The sequence below is a fragment of the Rhizobium moroccans genome, assembly GCF_057559155.1.
This window is the reverse complement of the sequence record NZ_JBHFJG010000022.1, coordinates 19,102-33,104: the sequence shown is the minus strand read 5'-3', so window position 1 is coordinate 33,104 and position 14,003 is coordinate 19,102. Positions and strand designations below refer to the sequence as shown.

The following is a 14,003-nucleotide window of genomic DNA, read 5'->3' as shown; positions in this document are numbered from 1 at the left end:
GTTGTGACGCACTCGAGCGGTAACGAGTCCGGCCGCGCAATGTCCGAGAGGAGTGAGGCATGATTCCCGACGCGAAGAAAAAGGGCTATCGCCAGGAGCAGACGCGGGAAAATAAGGAAGACGGAGGCGAAAGTAAGGAGCGGACGCGGGAAAACATCACCTATATCCGCGATATGCTGAGACAGCTTCGGAATCTCGCAGAGGGAGAAGACATGCTGTGCTATCTCATCGAGATGGCATATGTCGAAGCTGGAGATCTGCACGCGGGTGGGCGCTTCCATTCCGGATGAACCGCAATTCGCTCCGGTGAGGAGGAGCGCCCTGGCATCTGGCTGGTGTCAGGACTTCAGGAGCGTCGTGCGAATTTTATCGAGGGCTCCGTCCTGATCGGTTCCATAGGGAAGGACGCCCTTCAATCTCCCGTCCGCGCCGACGAGGAAAAGCGTAAGCGTATGATCCATACTGTAACCGCCGCTGCCGTCCGGCACTTTCTCCGCGTGAACCCGCCAGCCGTCGACGACCTTGCGCATTTCCTCGGGCTCGCCGGTGAACCCGGTGATGCGATCGGTGAAAGCGGTTACATAGCCATTCACCACCTCCTGGCTGTCGCGCTCGGGGTCGATGGTGAAGAAATAGCCCTTGAGGTTCTTTCCTTCGTCGCCGAGTTTTTCGAAGAATCCTGCCATTTCATAGAGCGTGGTGGGGCATGCGACCGGGCAATGGGTATAGCCGAAATAGACGAGAGAAGGTTGGCCCTTGAAAAGACCCTGGTCTGCCGGACGGCCAAGATGATCGGTCAGATGAAACTTTGCGCTGAAACTGCCGGTGCGAGGTTCGCTCGCATAGATCCACATCATGAGCGCCGAAAGTGCGAAAACGACAGTCGCGGCGGCGATCGTGGCAGCGGTTGCAAGTCGGTTGGCGAACATCGTTTTTCCTCGCTGAATTGACCACCATCAACTAAGCGAGTGACTGGAAGCTGCTCAATGCGGCAATTCAACCCATCGCCAGCGAGACCATACCGCCGGGGTGGCGGTGCAGCCGTCCCGCAAGGTCCAATTCCAGCAGAACCAGATAGACGGAAGCGGCCGGAAGCCCGGTATGGCGGATGATATCGTCGATTTCGACCGGTGTCGGACCGAGCGCGGAAGCGATGAGCGCCCGCACATCATCGTCGGGCGGCGGCAACATGTCGCTGCCTCCTTCACCCAGCGGTTCCTCGACGGCGGGATCGAAAAAGAGATCGATTTGAGCAAGCGGCGCCAGCGCTTCGAGCACATCCGCCGAACCTGTGGTGACGATCGCTCCGTTCTTCAAAAGTCCGTTGGTACCCTGGCAGCGTGGATCGAGTGGCGATCCCGGCACGGCGAAGACGAGGCGGCCGAAATCGCCTGCCAGGCGCGCCGTGATGAGAGAGCCGGATCGATCGGCGGCTTCGACGACCACAACGCCTAGTGAAATGCCGGCGATCAGCCGGTTGCGGCGCGGGAAATCGCGGGCGCGTGGTTCCCAGCCGAAGGGCATTTCGCTGACGGCGAGGCCTGCGCCTGACGTGATCTCCTCGAGAAGAGGAACGTTCTCGGGCGGGTAGGGCTGGTCGAGCCCGCCGGCAAGAACCGCGATGGTGCCGGTCTCCAGGCTGGCGCGATGGGCCGCGGTGTCGATGCCTCGGGCCAGCCCTGACGTCACCGTATAGCCCGCGCGGCCTGCGTCTCGCGCGATCATGGCCGCGAATTTCGAACCGCTGATCGATGCATTGCGGGAACCGACGATGCCGACCGAAGGCCTTGTCGCGATGCCTAGATCGCCTTTCGCGGCAATCAGCGGCGGCGCACCTTCGATCTGGCGGAGCGCCGGCGGATAATCCGGTTCTCCGATGCCGATGAAGCGCGCGCCGTGCCGGGCAGCCCTCTCCAGCTCGCGCTCGGCCTCCTCGACCGTTGCGATGCGGATGGCGCGCGATGCGCCGCCGCGTGCGGATAGCTCCGGCAGCATGGCAAGGGCATTCTCGGCCGAGCCGCAGTGATTGATGAGTTCCCTGAAAGTGACCGGGCCGACATTGTCGGAGCGGATCAGCCTGAGCCAGGCGATCCTTTGCCTTTCCGTCAGCGCAATTCCCGCCCGCCTCGCGCCGCCGTCCGGCATTGCCTATCCTTTTTGGCCGATCTTGCTTTCCGTGCCGGCGATCAGCCGCTTGATGTTGGCTTCGTGTTTCCACCAGGAGATTGCGGTCATGACTGCCATGACGAGCGCAACCTTATGGTCGTCTACAAACCACAATGCAACCGGAATGACAAGTGTCGCAACCAGGGCGGATAACGACGAATACTTGCTGATCTTGGCAACCGCCAACCACACGGCGGCGAAGACGAGGACCATCAGCGGTGCGACGCCTAGAAGCATGCCGATATAGGTGGCGACACCCTTTCCGCCCTTGAAAGCGAGCCAGACGGGGAAGAGATGGCCGAGGAAGGCGGCGAAGCCGGCGAGCAATCCGCCCTCGGGGCCCCAGATGTAGGTACCGATGAGCGCCGCGGCGGTCGCCTTCAGGGCGTCGAGCAGCAAGGTCGCCGCGGCGAGCTTCCTGTTGCCGGTTCGAAGCACATTGGTGGCGCCGATATTGCCCGAGCCGATCGAGCGGATATCGCCGAGGCCCGCCATGCGGGTGAGGATCAGGCCGAAGGGAATGGAGCCCAGCAAGTAGCCCAGCACGAGCGCTGCAAGTGCGATAGGCAGGGTGATCTGCCAGTTGAAAAGCTCACTCACGCTTTTTCCCTCTTAAACAGAGTAGACGCACCTGCCGGCCACGTAGGTCGCCACCGCGCGGCCCGAAAAACGAGCATCCTCGAAGGGCGTGTTCTTCGAGCGCGACAGAAGCATATCCTTCGAAACGATCCAAGGCTCGTCCAGATCGATCAGCGTGATATCCGCCTTCGCGCCGGGTTTCAGCGTGCCGGCGTCAAGCCCGAATATCTGTGCGGGACGTGTCGACATGGCATCGATCAGCCGCATGAGCGGCACCTGTCCGCTGTGATGCAGGCGAAGGGCGGCCGCCAGCATGGTCTCCAGCCCGATCGCTCCGTCGGCGGCATCCGCGAAGGGGAGCCGCTTGGTGTCGACGTCCTGGGGATCGTGCGAGGAGACGATGATGTCGATCGTGCCATCGGCAAGCGCATCGACCATGGCCACGCGGTCGTCTTCGGTGCGCAGCGGCGGCGAGAGCTTGAAGAAGGTGCGGTATTCGCCAATGTCGTTCTCGTTGAGCGACAGGTGGTTGATCGAGATGCCGCAGGTGACGTTGGCGCCACGCGAACGGGCAACGCGCATGGCTTCCGCCGATTCCGGCACCGAGATCTTCGCTGCGTGATACTTGCCGCGCGTCAGCCCGGCAATGCGCAGGTCCCTTTCGAGCGGGATGACCTCGGCCTCCCTGGGGACGCCGGACAAGCCGAGCCAGCTCGCGAACAGGCCTTCGTTCATCACACCGTTGCCGAGGTATTTTTCGCGCAGCTCCAGCGAGATGACGGTGTCGAATTCGCGCGCATAGGTCATCGCGCGGCGTAGGATCAGCGTATCGGAAAGGCCGCTTCGTCCATTGGTGAAGGCGACTGCTCCGGCTTCCTGCAGCAGGCCGATCTCCGTCATCTCCTCGCCGGCAAGCCCCTTGGTGAGCGCCGCTGCGGGGTGGACGTTGACGAGCGCCTTGTTGCGCGCGGTGTTCTGCACGAACTCCACCAGCGCGATGTCGTCGAGCACCGGATCGGTATCCGGCATCATGATGAAGGAGGTGACGCCGCCGGCCGCCGCCGCGCGGCTTGCCGATTCGATCGTTTCGCGATGTTCGGCGCCCGGTTCTCCGACATAGACGCGCGCATCGACAAGGCCGGGAACGGCGAGGAGGCCTCTGCAGTCCTTCACCGTCGCCCCTTCCGGAGCACCCTGGTTCTGCGCTTGCCTGCCGGCTGCGAGAATGCGCCCGTCGGCGCCGATGACGATCGTGCCGGTCTCGTCGAGATTGCGGGAGGGATCGATGATCCTAAGGTTCTTGAGGACTGTCGGACCGGTCATGCGCGTTCTCCCTGGTTGTGGGAGAGAAGCAGGGTTTCCATCACCGCCATGCGCACCGCGACCCCCATTTCCACCTGTTCGGCAATCACGCTCTGCGGGCCGTCCGCGACGTCCGAGGCGATCTCGACACCCCGGTTCATAGGACCGGGATGCATGACCAGGGCATCGTCTTTGGCAACCTTCAGCTTCTCGGCATCCAGGCCGTAGAAGTGGAAATACTCGCGCACCGAAGGCACGAAGGCGCCCGACATGCGCTCGCGCTGCAGGCGCAGCATCATCACCACGTCGGCGTCCTTCAGGCCTTCCTCCATCGAATGGAAGACTTCGACGCCCATCTGCGCGATGCCGGAAGGCAGCAGCGTCGCGGGCGCCACGACGCGGACCCGCGCGCCCATGGCGTTGAGAAGCAGGATGTTGGAGCGCGCGACGCGCGAATGCAGCACGTCGCCGCAGATCGCCACGATGATGCGCGAGAGCTTGCCCTTGGCGCGGCGGATCGTCAGCGCATCGAGCAGCGCCTGGGTCGGATGCTCGTGCTGGCCGTCACCGGCGTTCACCACCGAGCAGGTAACCTTCTGCGCGAGCAGGGCGGCCGCGCCGGCCGAGGAGTGGCGCAGTACCAGCACGTCCGGCCGCATGGCGTTCAGCGTCATCGCCGTGTCGATCAGCGTCTCGCCCTTCTTCACCGAGGAATTGCCGACCGACATGTTCATCACATCGGCGCCGAGGCGTTTTCCAGCGAGCTCGAACGAGGATTGGGTGCGAGTCGAGGCTTCGAAGAACAGATTGATCTGCGTGAGGCCCCGAAGGGTGGAGGTTTTCTTCTCGCGCTGGCGGCTGATCTTGACCGCTTCGTCGGCTTTATCGAGAAGGAAGGTGATATCCTGTTCGGTGAGACCCTTGATGCCGAGAAGGTGGCGGTGAGGGAAGAAGACCATGGACACGTCTCCGCTTGCGTTCGGCGGTCTATAAGGTCTCGCGAAATGGGGGGCAAGCGAATGCACGGGAAATTTCCCGCATCCCGCTGCAATTTCCAAAGAAACCCGCTAGAACCCAATCATGAACCAGATATCGCGTGCCGAAGAAAAATTTGCCGAACTGAACCAGCCTCATCCCTGGTCCGGTATCAATGCCTATCGTTCCGATCCGCTCGTGGTGGACCTGACCTCCGGATTGCATCGCACGCTTCGCGAGGAATACGATGCCCTCGGCCGTTACGTCACCTCGCCGGAGGCGCAGGAACTGGCGCGCATGGCGAACGAGAACCCGCCGAAGCTGAAGACGCACGGGCCGCGCGGCGAACGTCTCGATCAGGTGGAGTTCCACCCCGCCTGGCATGCGCTGATGCGCCGCTCGATGCAGACCGGGCTGCATTCCTCGATCTGGGAAAACATCCCGGAAGCCAAGGGCCATGAGCACATGGCGCGCGCCATGCGCTTCTACCTGACGGCGCAGCTCGAATGCGGACATCTCTGCCCGCTCACCATGACAAGCGCCTCGATCGCCGCGCTCATGGCTTCGCCTCGGGTGCAGAAGGAATGGGCGCCGAAGATACTCTCGCGCAAATATGATTCGTCCAACCGGCCCGCGTTGCAGAAGAACGCGATCACGCTCGGCATGGGCATGACCGAAAAGCAGGGCGGAACGGACGTACGCGCCAACCGCTCCACGGCGGAGCGCGTGAGCGACGGCGTCTATCGGCTTTCCGGCCATAAATGGTTCATGTCGGCGCCGATGAGCGACGGTTTCGTCATGCTGGCGAAAACGGGGGAGGGCGTCGGCTGCTTCCTGGTGCCGCGCCTTTTGGAGGACGGATCGGCGAACGGCCTGCAGTTCCAGCGCCTGAAGGACAAGCTCGGCAACCGTTCCAACGCATCGACCGAGGTGGAGTTCACCGCTGCGTTCGGCTATCTCCTCGGGCAGCCGGGCGGCGGTATCCGCACCATTCTCGACATGGTGACGCTGACACGGCTCGATTGCGCCCTGGCATCGGCGGGTATCATGCGCGCCTCGCTTGCGGAAGCCGTGCATCATTGCCGCGGCCGTAGCGTCTTCGGCAAGATGTTGATCGACCAGCCGCTGATGACCCGCGTGCTTGCCGACATGGCGCTCGACGTTGCCGCTGCGACGGCGCTGGCCTTCCGGTTGGCGGATGCCTTCGACCGTGCGGCCGGCAATCCGGCCGATGCCGCCTTCGCGCGCGTCATGACGCCGGTCATCAAATATTGGAACTGCAAGATCGCGCCTTCGCTGATCTACGAGGCGATGGAATGCCTCGGCGGCAATGGCTACATCGAAGAACGCCCGATCGCGCGGCACTACCGGGAAGCTCCGGTCAATGCGATCTGGGAAGGCTCGGGCAATGTGATGGCGCTCGATGTGCTGCGCGTGCTTTCGCGCGGCAAGGATCTCTTCGATACGGTGCTGCAAGGGTTCGAGCGGGATCTCGGCGCATCCGGCAAGAAGACGGTGGAAGTGCTGCGGGCGGCCATGGCGCTCTGCGAGAGCGACGAGGGGGCGGCCCGCCTGCTGGTGGAGCAGCTCGCGTTGGCGGCTGCAGCATGCGAACTCGTCCGGCTCGGTGCCGGCAAGATCGCCGACGCCTTCCTGGAAACCCGGCTTGCCGGAGGTTGGCGCTCGACTTACGGGATGCTCGATTCGCGCTTCGATGCCGGCTATATCGTGGACCTGCTCTACCCGCCCGCGAGCTGACGCGCATTACCTCCAATCCTGTGCATGTTGTCCGAAACCGCTTGCCGGTCGTCGCGCGGCACACTATGCGCCTGAAAACACCGGAAGTTGGAACATGCTGCAAATCCAGGAACTCACAGGATCATCGGTGCCGGAAAAACGGGTGAAAAACCGTGCGGGCACCGAACAGGCGATCCTCGCCGCGGCGCGCGATCTGCTTGCAGAGAAGGGGTTTCAGGGCTTCGGCATCAACGCCATCGCCAGGCGCGCGGGCTGCGACAAGCAGCTCATCTATCGCTACTATGGCGGGCTCGACGGATTGATCGAGGCGATCGGCGCCGATCTGGGTAACTGGGTCAAGGATCGCATTCCGGAAGATACGGGCGGCGCGTTCGTGCTCACTTATGGCGATCTTATGGAGCGGCTGGCGCTTCTCTTCATGGAAGCGCTGCGAGACGATCCGCTGGTCTGCAAGATTGTCGCCTGGGAGGTATCCAAGGATACCCCGCAGGTTCGCAAGCTTTCCGAAGCTCGCGCCAAGGCGCTCGCCAGATGGCTCGACCGGATGCGCGGCTCGCTTGTTCCGCCGAAGGGCGTGGATGCCCCGACCGTGAATGCGTTGCTCTTCGCCTCCATCCAGCATCTGGTGATCTCTGCCTCCGCTACCGGCCAGTTCGCAGGCCTGCCGCTTCGTACGGAAAAAGATTGGGAGAAGGTCGCCGTATCGGTCCGCCGCCTGGTGCGCGCCATCTACGGCTGAGCCGGTTCCTGTTTGTCCACAGGCCGGCGGCCGCCCGTTAACCATAGGCATGACTTTGCATTGCGCCGGCCGCCTCCGCGGCTAGTGTGTCGTTAACATATCATTAACCACGATCCTTCGTCGGGCACCGGTCATGGGAACGACACTCCAGAACGGAGCATTGCTGGGCATCATGACGATGTTCTTCGCGGTGCTGGCGCTCAATATCGCGGTGCCTGCGATGGTGCTGAGCATCATGGCTCTGGCCAGGTGGATCGTGTTGCTGGAGTTCGATCCGGCTCAACCGAAGGGGGTGACCACATGAAGTGGTTCCTGATCCTGTGGGCGGGTCCCGTCCTGCTGCTGACGAGCTGGTACGGGCTATCCTACTACGACATGAGCTTCGGCTTCTTTATGCTGACCAGGCAGACCCATGATCTTGTGTTCCAGATCTACGGTCAGGTTCTGGGCATTCCGCCCGAAACCATCCCGCCGCTCGTTGCCCGCGCCATCGTCGTCGACAGCCTGATCGTCTTCGCGATCATCGCTTTCCGCAAGCGCAAGCAGATCGCCGCCTGGTGGCGGAGGCGTCAGTCTGCGCGGTCCGGATCTCGCGAGGCCCTGGCAAGCGAGGAGAGCCTGTCGAGCGCTCCCTGAAGGATGAAGCTCGCGGCAGCCGAATCGATCCGCTCCGCGCGCTTCGCCCGCGACACGTCCATTTCCAGAAGCGCGCGCTCGGCCGCGACTGTCGAGAGCCGTTCGTCCCAGAAGACGAAGGGCAGGGCAGTCTTCTCGCCCATGGTGCGCACGAAGGCGCGGGTGGCCTGCACCCGGGGCCCTGAGGAGCCGTCCATGTTCATCGGCAAGCCGATGACGAAGCCGCCGATCTTTTCCTTTTCAGCAAAGGCGAGCAGCACCTCCGCGTCCTTGGTGAATTTCACACGCTTGATGACGGGGCGAGGTGTCGCAAAACGCCGCCCGAGATCCGAAACGGCAAGACCGATCGTCTTGGTGCCGAGGTCAAGGCCGGCGATCGGCTGGTTCGGGGCGAGGTGACCTGCGAGTTCCTCGATGGTCAGCGTTGCCATGGCATAGCATCCCTGTTGCGGTCTCAGTTCTTTTTGCGGACGAATTCCGTCCTGAGTACAAGACCCTTGATCGTATCGTGGCGGCAATCGATTTCTTCGGGATTGTCGGTAAGACGTATCGAGCGGATAACGGTCCCCTGTTTCAGAGTCTGGCCGGCGCCCTTGACCTTGAGGTCCTTAATGAGCGTGACTGCGTCGCCATCGGCCAGCACGTTGCCGGTCGCGTCGCGTACGGCATTCTCTTCCGCAGCTTTGGCGGCCATCTCGGAGGCGGGCAGCCATTCACCCGTCACCTCGTCGTAGACGTATTCGTCACCATTGCCGGCCATGTTGGTTTCCTTGGGTGAGCAGGATGAAGTTTTCGCGCATTCTATTGAGCGCGCGGCCCCTTCCGGTCGCTTAGCCTAGGCGATGATAGCTTGCAACTGCTGGTCTCGACCGCTCCACCGCAGGTCTGCCGCATTGGCCATGTGATGAGATGGAAGTCGCCCTGCTATGTTGCCACCGCGTCGGCCTCCCTTATACTTCCACCCTTATATCCAAGGAGTTATCCATGAAGATCACCTGGCTCGGCCACGCCGCCTTCCGCATCGAGACGGCAAGGGCAAAAATCCTCATTGATCCGTTTTTCACCGGCAATCCCGGTTTTTCCGGTCTTGACCGCAAGGAAGCCGCCGAGGGGATTACCCATATCCTGCTCACGCACGGCCATGGCGATCATGTGGGCGATACTGTCGCACTCGCCAGGGAAACCGGCGCGGTGGTCTTCGGCAATGCCGATCTCGCCGCCTGGCTCGGCACGAAGGGCGTCGAAAAGCTCGACATGGGCAATACCGGTGGCACGGTCGCCTTCGACGGCTTCACCGTCACGTTCACGCAGGCGCTGCATTCCTCGGCTCAGGTCACCGAGGACGGCGTTTCCCATTCGCTCGGCAGCGCCAACGGCCTGATGCTGCATATCGATGACGAGCCGTCGCTCCTGCACATGGGCGATACCGACATCTTCACCGACATGGGCCTCATCAACGAATTGCACCAACCCGATATCGGCCTCGTGCCGATCGGCGACCGTTTCACCATGGGCGGTGCCGTGGCGGCGCTCGCCTGCCAGCGCTTCTTCGATTTCAAGCACGCCATTCCCTGCCATTACGGCTCCTTCCCGATCATCGATCAGACGCCGGAAAAATTCGTCAAGGGCATGGAAGGAACGCGCACGCGGGTCGAAGCGCCCGCGCCTGGCGCGGCGCTCACCTTCTGATATTACCGCATCCCCCGTTGCGAAGGGCGGACATGGCCATTATAGCGGTAGGAAATTTCTTGCCCGGAGTTCATGCCATGTCCGTCGATCTCGCCACCGTCAAGCGCGTCGCTCATCTCGCCCGCATCGCGGTTTCCGAGGATGAGGCCAATCGCATGGTGGGCGAACTGAATGGTATCCTCGGCTTCGTCGAGCAACTTTCCGAAGTCGACGTCACCGGCGTGGAGCCGATGACTTCCGTAATGCCCATGGCGATGCGCCGGCGCCACGATGCGGTGACCGATGGCGACAAGGCCGACGACGTGATCGCCAATGCGCCGAATAGCGACCGGAATTTCTTCCTCGTGCCGAAAGTGGTCGAGTGAGCGCCTCCGGGCTGCCGCTGACCTTCCGCCACGTCCTCAAGCTCTTTCGAAGAACGATATCATGACCGAATTGACCAGCCTGACCATTGCCGAAGCCCGCGAAAAGCTGAAGGCCAAGGAATTTTCCGCCGTCGAACTGACGGACGCCTATCTCAAGGCGATCGATGCGGCGAACGGAGCGCTGAACGCCTATATCGCGGTGACATCTGAAAAGGCGCTGGAAATGGCCAAGGCTTCCGACGCGCGGCTCGCGTCCGGCAAGGCTGGCGCGCTGGAAGGCATTCCGCTTGGCATCAAGGATCTCTTTGCCACGCAGGACATCCATACCCAAGCCTGCTCGCATATCCTCGACGGGTTCAAGCCGAAATACGAATCGACCGTTACCCAGAACCTCTGGGATGACGGCGCGGTGATGCTCGGCAAGCTCAACATGGATGAGTTCGCCATGGGCTCCTCCAATGAGACCTCTCATTACGGCGCGGTCATCAATCCGTGGCGGGCCAAGGGCTCCAATCAGCAGCTCGTGCCGGGAGGCTCCTCCGGCGGATCGGCCGCAGCCGTTGCCGCCCATCTGTGCGCCGGCGCCACCGCTACCGACACCGGCGGCTCCATCCGTCAGCCGGCCGCCTTCACCGGCACGGTCGGCATCAAGCCGACCTATGGCCGCTGCTCGCGCTGGGGCACGGTCGCCTTCGCCTCGTCGCTGGATCAGGCCGGCCCGATCGCGCGCGATGTGCGCGATGCCGCGATCCTCTTGAAATCCATGGCAAGCGTGGACGCCAAGGACACGACCTCCGTCGATCTGCCGGTTCCGGATTACGAAGCCGCCCTCGGCCAGTCGGTCAAGGGCATGAAGATCGGCATCCCGAAAGAATACCGCGTCGACGGCATGCCGGAGGAAATCGAGGCGCTCTGGCAACAGGGCATCGCCTTCCTCAAGGATGCAGGCGCCGAGATCGTCGATATTTCCCTGCCGCACACGAAATACGCCCTGCCGGCCTATTACATCGTGGCCCCGGCGGAAGCCTCCTCCAACCTTGCCCGTTACGACGGCGTTCGTTACGGCCTGCGCGTCGACGGCAAGGACATCATCGACATGTACGAGAAGACCCGTGCTGCCGGCTTCGGCAAGGAGGTCAAGCGCCGTATCATGATCGGCACCTATGTGCTGTCGGCCGGTTACTACGATGCCTATTACTTGCAGGCGCAGAAGGTTCGCACGCTCATCAAGCGCGATTTCGAGCAGGTCTTCGACGCCGGCGTCGATGCAATCCTGACGCCCGCCACGCCGTCCTCCGCCTTCGGCGTCGCCGATGAGGACCTCGCTTCCGATCCCGTGAAGATGTATCTGAACGACATCTTCACGGTGACTGTGAACATGGCCGGCCTGCCCGGCATCGCGGTTCCTGCCGGCCTCGACCACAAGGGGCTGCCGCTCGGCCTGCAACTCATCGGCAAGCCCTTCGATGAGGAGACGCTGTTCCGCACCGCCCATGTCATCGAACAGGCCGCCGGCCGCTTCACCCCGGCCAAGTGGTGGTAAGCGGGCTCATAATCAGGAAAATGACCGTCGCCGATCACCATGTGGTCGGCGAGGTTGGCTTTACCGCCTGGAAATCCAGCGACGCGTTCAAAGGCTGCGAATTGGCTCTCGACGTGGTCGAGCGCACGCGGCACGCTTTTGAGATCTTTGCCAGCCAAACGAATGCGCTGGTTCATGTGGGCGAACTGGATGGAGCTGTGGTCGGCTGGGGTGCGCGCGATGGCGCGCCGAACTACATTTCCGATCTATGGGTTCTCCCGAGCCTGCAGGGCAGAGGAATTGGCAAGGCGCTCTTGCTGAGCCTCTGCGATGACATTCGTGCTGAAGGATACCAGACCGCAAGGCTGGATACGCAAGCGCGTAACGCTGGTGGTATTCGGCTTTACGAACGCTGCGGCTTCGATATCGCCTGGCGCGGTCGCGAATATTCCAAAAGCATGGGCATCGAGCTCGAAAAAGTACACCTCGAGAAGGTGTTGTCCCGCTAGGTTGCTTTCCTCTTCGAAGGCCCACTTTCACGTGCTATGAACCGCATGGTCGTTGAAACGACCATGGATTGCGACGCGAAACAGTGGTGACGAGATGCCTTTGACCTTTATGGAATGGATTGCCTATCTTGGCCTGGCGCTTCCGTTCTGTGTCCTGGCCTGGTCCGCGGCAGCTTATGTTGTAGCTCTCAGAAGCAGGAACGTGCACGAGCGCTATGAACGGTTCTTCCAGATCACCGAGCACCTGGGAATGGAAGGCAATTCCACAGCCTCCAAAATGGCCGCGGCCTACGAATTGCGGAAATATCCGGAATACAGGGAGCTGATCATTCGCCTTTGCGAAGACGTTCAGTTCGACGATTCGGCGGCCGAGCTGCTTCGCAAGGAGCTTGCAATGACGGCGGAATACCTCAGGAGATAGCGCCGGAGGAAAAAGGCGGCGCCCTCGCGAGCGCCGCCGTTCGTATCATCTGTTGTCCAGTTGCGATCTCACCAGTTGCAGGCCCCGTTCGGTGATACGGTAGGGCTTGCCGCCCGAGGATTTGATCGCCCGCTTCTGCTTGAGCTTGCGGAAGGTTGTCAGGTCGAGACCATTGAAGGCCCAGCCTTCGCGGGTGAGGAGCTGGATCTTCTCGATCTTCCTGTTGTCGTCTCGGGTAAGTTCGATCCTGCCGCCCTGAGCGAGCAGGTGAAGGATGCGCTGTTCGGCGCGGGAAATATCCATTGTTTCGATGTCCGGATAAGCTCTTCCGGCTTGCGGAAGGGCATACAAAAACGTCGCCGGCGTCGCATGACGTCGGGGTTTGCCGTTTTTGCCTGGGCCAGCGGCAGGAAATCTGCGGGCTGGCCCCTTACCGGGTCTCAGCGAGAGAGAACATCAAAACTCCATGAGTACGGGCTTGCAACTAAGGCGGTTTTCCACAATCGTCAAGCCGAGCCCTTCCGGGAGCGCGGAATTCGGGGCTGGCAAAAGCTTGAACTCGATGGTGTACTGGGCGCGAGTAGGGGCGGTCATGATCACCATTCGCAACGCGCGCGGGGATGAAGCGGAGATATTGGCGACGATCGGGTTGAGGGCCTGGGAAAAGGCCATGTCTCCGATCGGCGGAACGGATGCGATGCGGGAAAACGCCCGCGCCGCCTTCCGGAATTTCACCCGTTCCTCCTGGCTGACCATCACCGTCGTCGAGCAGGGCGGAAGCCTCGCCGGCTGGGCGGCGCGCGAAGGCCTGGATGAATTGATCAGCGATTTCTGGATCGAGCCGGCCCTCAAGGGACGGGGGATCGGAAGAACCCTCTTGCAGGAGATCGAGCGCCAGATCGTGCAGCAGGGGTTCGAAGTCGCCCGCGTCGCGACCCATGCCCGGAATGCCGAGGCGATCGGCTTTTTTCAGAAGAACGGTTATACGGTGAACTGGCTTTCGGTCGCCTACTCTCCGAAGATCGACAATGATGTTCAGTCGGTCGGCCTTTTGAAGCAGCTTGTCGTCGAGGCGGAGGAAGATGCCTACGGGGCCGGATTTTAGAGGGATGCTCTATCGGCCCAGGCGTTTCGTCAATCCGTCCGTGATGCGTTTGGCGAGAGCTTCGTAGTCCCCGTCGAAATGGTGCCCGCCATCGACCGGAATGATCTCGACGGGTGTGTCCTTGAGCGTGGGGCAGGCGTCGTCGTCGTCATCATCGGTGCCGTAAAAGCATTGGACGAGCGCGGGATCGATCTTGCGGATATCGCTGGCCGGGTCGCCCGCCGACCCGTCGCCGGC

20 protein-coding genes are annotated in these 14,003 nt (G+C 62.0%); 11 read left to right on the top strand and 9 right to left on the bottom strand.

Features of this window, described 5'->3' with window-relative positions; translation table 11 throughout:
* Window positions 1–59 precede the first annotated feature (59 nt).
* Window positions 60–290, top strand: a complete 231-nt coding sequence (locus ACE04I_RS13045) for a hypothetical protein (protein WP_046792746.1) — start codon at window positions 60–62, stop codon at window positions 288–290.
* Window positions 291–338: 48 nt separating this feature from the next.
* On the opposite strand, the gene ACE04I_RS13040 is transcribed toward ACE04I_RS13045, so the two are convergent.
* The 5 genes from ACE04I_RS13040 to ACE04I_RS13020 all read right to left on the bottom strand — a co-directional run bounded on the left by ACE04I_RS13040 (window position 339) and on the right by ACE04I_RS13020 (window position 5,006).
* Window positions 339–929, bottom strand: coding sequence for an SCO family protein (locus ACE04I_RS13040; protein WP_052760335.1), 591 nt, complete (start codon window positions 927–929; stop codon window positions 339–341).
* Between the two features lie 67 nt (window positions 930–996).
* A complete protein-coding gene (dprA, locus tag ACE04I_RS13035) occupies window positions 997–2,145 on the bottom strand; it encodes a DNA-processing protein DprA (RefSeq protein ID WP_046792745.1) in 1,149 nt (382 codons plus the stop codon).
* A gap of 3 nt (window positions 2,146–2,148) precedes the next feature.
* Window positions 2,149–2,766, bottom strand: coding sequence for a glycerol-3-phosphate 1-O-acyltransferase PlsY (gene plsY / locus ACE04I_RS13030; RefSeq protein ID WP_046792744.1), 618 nt, complete (start codon window positions 2,764–2,766; stop codon window positions 2,149–2,151).
* A gap of 12 nt (window positions 2,767–2,778) precedes the next feature.
* Window positions 2,779–4,068, bottom strand: coding sequence for a dihydroorotase (locus tag ACE04I_RS13025; RefSeq protein ID WP_046792743.1), 1,290 nt, complete (start codon window positions 4,066–4,068; stop codon window positions 2,779–2,781).
* The gene (locus ACE04I_RS13020; protein WP_046792742.1) at window positions 4,065–5,006 is read right to left on the bottom strand and encodes an aspartate carbamoyltransferase catalytic subunit; all 942 of its coding nucleotides are present in this window, start codon (window positions 5,004–5,006) and stop codon (window positions 4,065–4,067) included. Before ACE04I_RS13020 ends, ACE04I_RS13025 begins: the two co-directional genes overlap by 4 nt.
* Before the next feature lie 121 nt (window positions 5,007–5,127).
* Here ACE04I_RS13020 and ACE04I_RS13015 point away from each other — a divergent pair, with 121 nt between their 5' ends.
* The 4 genes from ACE04I_RS13015 to ACE04I_RS13000 all read left to right on the top strand — a co-directional run bounded on the left by ACE04I_RS13015 (window position 5,128) and on the right by ACE04I_RS13000 (window position 8,155).
* Complete coding sequence (locus ACE04I_RS13015) at window positions 5,128–6,780, top strand: acyl-CoA dehydrogenase family protein (protein WP_046792741.1); 1,653 nt, start codon at window positions 5,128–5,130, stop codon at window positions 6,778–6,780.
* A 94-nt stretch (window positions 6,781–6,874) separates the two neighbouring features.
* Entirely contained in the window at window positions 6,875–7,519 is a 645-nt protein-coding gene (locus ACE04I_RS13010) for a TetR/AcrR family transcriptional regulator (protein WP_046792740.1), read from the top strand.
* A gap of 133 nt (window positions 7,520–7,652) precedes the next feature.
* Entirely contained in the window at window positions 7,653–7,823 is a 171-nt protein-coding gene (locus ACE04I_RS13005; RefSeq protein ID WP_046792739.1) for a hypothetical protein, read from the top strand.
* On the top strand, window positions 7,820–8,155 hold the full coding sequence (locus ACE04I_RS13000) for a DUF6105 family protein (protein WP_046792738.1): 336 nt from the start codon (window positions 7,820–7,822) through the stop codon (window positions 8,153–8,155). Before ACE04I_RS13005 ends, ACE04I_RS13000 begins: the two co-directional genes overlap by 4 nt.
* On the opposite strand, the gene ruvX is transcribed toward ACE04I_RS13000, so the two are convergent.
* Window positions 8,089–8,586 carry a Holliday junction resolvase RuvX gene (gene ruvX / locus ACE04I_RS12995; protein ID WP_046792737.1) on the bottom strand — a complete coding sequence of 166 codons (498 nt, stop codon included), beginning with the start codon at window positions 8,584–8,586 and terminating at the stop codon, window positions 8,089–8,091. The genes ACE04I_RS13000 and ruvX overlap by 67 nt on opposite strands.
* A gap of 23 nt (window positions 8,587–8,609) precedes the next feature.
* Window positions 8,610–8,915, bottom strand: a complete 306-nt coding sequence (locus ACE04I_RS12990; protein ID WP_046792736.1) for an alkylphosphonate utilization protein — start codon at window positions 8,913–8,915, stop codon at window positions 8,610–8,612.
* A 224-nt stretch (window positions 8,916–9,139) separates the two neighbouring features.
* Between ACE04I_RS12990 and ACE04I_RS12985 the strand changes: the two genes are divergently transcribed.
* The 5 genes from ACE04I_RS12985 to ACE04I_RS12965 all read left to right on the top strand — a co-directional run bounded on the left by ACE04I_RS12985 (window position 9,140) and on the right by ACE04I_RS12965 (window position 12,661).
* Window positions 9,140–9,844, top strand: a complete 705-nt coding sequence (locus ACE04I_RS12985; RefSeq protein ID WP_046792735.1) for a metal-dependent hydrolase — start codon at window positions 9,140–9,142, stop codon at window positions 9,842–9,844.
* A gap of 77 nt (window positions 9,845–9,921) precedes the next feature.
* On the top strand, window positions 9,922–10,209 hold the full coding sequence (gene gatC, locus ACE04I_RS12980) for an Asp-tRNA(Asn)/Glu-tRNA(Gln) amidotransferase subunit GatC (RefSeq protein WP_046792734.1): 288 nt from the start codon (window positions 9,922–9,924) through the stop codon (window positions 10,207–10,209).
* Window positions 10,210–10,270: 61 nt separating this feature from the next.
* Window positions 10,271–11,752: an Asp-tRNA(Asn)/Glu-tRNA(Gln) amidotransferase subunit GatA gene (gene gatA / locus ACE04I_RS12975; protein WP_046792733.1), complete on the top strand. Its 1,482-nt coding sequence runs from the start codon at window positions 10,271–10,273 to the stop codon at window positions 11,750–11,752.
* A 20-nt stretch (window positions 11,753–11,772) separates the two neighbouring features.
* Window positions 11,773–12,240, top strand: a complete 468-nt coding sequence (locus ACE04I_RS12970; RefSeq protein WP_046792732.1) for a GNAT family N-acetyltransferase — start codon at window positions 11,773–11,775, stop codon at window positions 12,238–12,240.
* A gap of 100 nt (window positions 12,241–12,340) precedes the next feature.
* Window positions 12,341–12,661 (top strand): hypothetical protein, encoded by a 321-nt coding sequence (locus ACE04I_RS12965; protein WP_137326895.1) that lies wholly within the window; start codon window positions 12,341–12,343, stop codon window positions 12,659–12,661.
* 45 nt (window positions 12,662–12,706) lie between these two features.
* Here ACE04I_RS12965 and ACE04I_RS12960 read toward each other — a convergent pair whose 3' ends face one another.
* On the bottom strand, window positions 12,707–12,964 hold the full coding sequence (locus ACE04I_RS12960; RefSeq protein WP_046792730.1) for a YjhX family toxin: 258 nt from the start codon (window positions 12,962–12,964) through the stop codon (window positions 12,707–12,709).
* Between the two features lie 289 nt (window positions 12,965–13,253).
* On the opposite strand from ACE04I_RS12960, the gene ACE04I_RS12955 reads away from it, so the two are divergent.
* Window positions 13,254–13,766, top strand: coding sequence for a GNAT family N-acetyltransferase (locus ACE04I_RS12955; RefSeq protein WP_046792729.1), 513 nt, complete (start codon window positions 13,254–13,256; stop codon window positions 13,764–13,766).
* Between the two features lie 9 nt (window positions 13,767–13,775).
* Here the strand turns inward: ACE04I_RS12955 and ACE04I_RS12950 are convergent.
* The coding region (locus ACE04I_RS12950) for an AcvB/VirJ family lysyl-phosphatidylglycerol hydrolase (protein ID WP_487207163.1) at window positions 13,776–14,003 on the bottom strand (228 nt) is incomplete at its 5' end.

What these genes read in the sequence shown, in the direction of transcription:
- ACE04I_RS13000 (WP_046792738.1), top strand. Translation starts at nt 7,820, where the DNA reads ATGAAGTGGTTCCTGATCCTGTGGGCGGGTCCCGTCCTGCTGCTGACG.
- ACE04I_RS13040 (WP_052760335.1), bottom strand. Translation starts at nt 929, where the DNA reads ATGTTCGCCAACCGACTTGCAACCGCTGCCACGATCGCCGCCGCGACT.
- ruvX (WP_046792737.1), bottom strand. Translation starts at nt 8,586, where the DNA reads ATGGCAACGCTGACCATCGAGGAACTCGCAGGTCACCTCGCCCCGAAC.
- ACE04I_RS13015 (WP_046792741.1), top strand. Translation starts at nt 5,128, where the DNA reads ATGAACCAGATATCGCGTGCCGAAGAAAAATTTGCCGAACTGAACCAG.
- ACE04I_RS12955 (WP_046792729.1), top strand. Translation starts at nt 13,254, where the DNA reads ATGATCACCATTCGCAACGCGCGCGGGGATGAAGCGGAGATATTGGCG.
- ACE04I_RS13010 (WP_046792740.1), top strand. Translation starts at nt 6,875, where the DNA reads ATGCTGCAAATCCAGGAACTCACAGGATCATCGGTGCCGGAAAAACGG.
- ACE04I_RS13005 (WP_046792739.1), top strand. Translation starts at nt 7,653, where the DNA reads ATGGGAACGACACTCCAGAACGGAGCATTGCTGGGCATCATGACGATG.
- ACE04I_RS12990 (WP_046792736.1), bottom strand. Translation starts at nt 8,915, where the DNA reads ATGGCCGGCAATGGTGACGAATACGTCTACGACGAGGTGACGGGTGAA.
- gatA (WP_046792733.1), top strand. Translation starts at nt 10,271, where the DNA reads ATGACCGAATTGACCAGCCTGACCATTGCCGAAGCCCGCGAAAAGCTG.
- ACE04I_RS13045 (WP_046792746.1), top strand. Translation starts at nt 60, where the DNA reads ATGATTCCCGACGCGAAGAAAAAGGGCTATCGCCAGGAGCAGACGCGG.
- ACE04I_RS12985 (WP_046792735.1), top strand. Translation starts at nt 9,140, where the DNA reads ATGAAGATCACCTGGCTCGGCCACGCCGCCTTCCGCATCGAGACGGCA.
- ACE04I_RS12960 (WP_046792730.1), bottom strand. Translation starts at nt 12,964, where the DNA reads ATGGATATTTCCCGCGCCGAACAGCGCATCCTTCACCTGCTCGCTCAG.
- ACE04I_RS13025 (WP_046792743.1), bottom strand. Translation starts at nt 4,068, where the DNA reads ATGACCGGTCCGACAGTCCTCAAGAACCTTAGGATCATCGATCCCTCC.
- gatC (WP_046792734.1), top strand. Translation starts at nt 9,922, where the DNA reads ATGTCCGTCGATCTCGCCACCGTCAAGCGCGTCGCTCATCTCGCCCGC.
- dprA (WP_046792745.1), bottom strand. Translation starts at nt 2,145, where the DNA reads ATGCCGGACGGCGGCGCGAGGCGGGCGGGAATTGCGCTGACGGAAAGG.
- ACE04I_RS12970 (WP_046792732.1), top strand. Translation starts at nt 11,773, where the DNA reads ATGACCGTCGCCGATCACCATGTGGTCGGCGAGGTTGGCTTTACCGCC.
- ACE04I_RS13020 (WP_046792742.1), bottom strand. Translation starts at nt 5,006, where the DNA reads ATGGTCTTCTTCCCTCACCGCCACCTTCTCGGCATCAAGGGTCTCACC.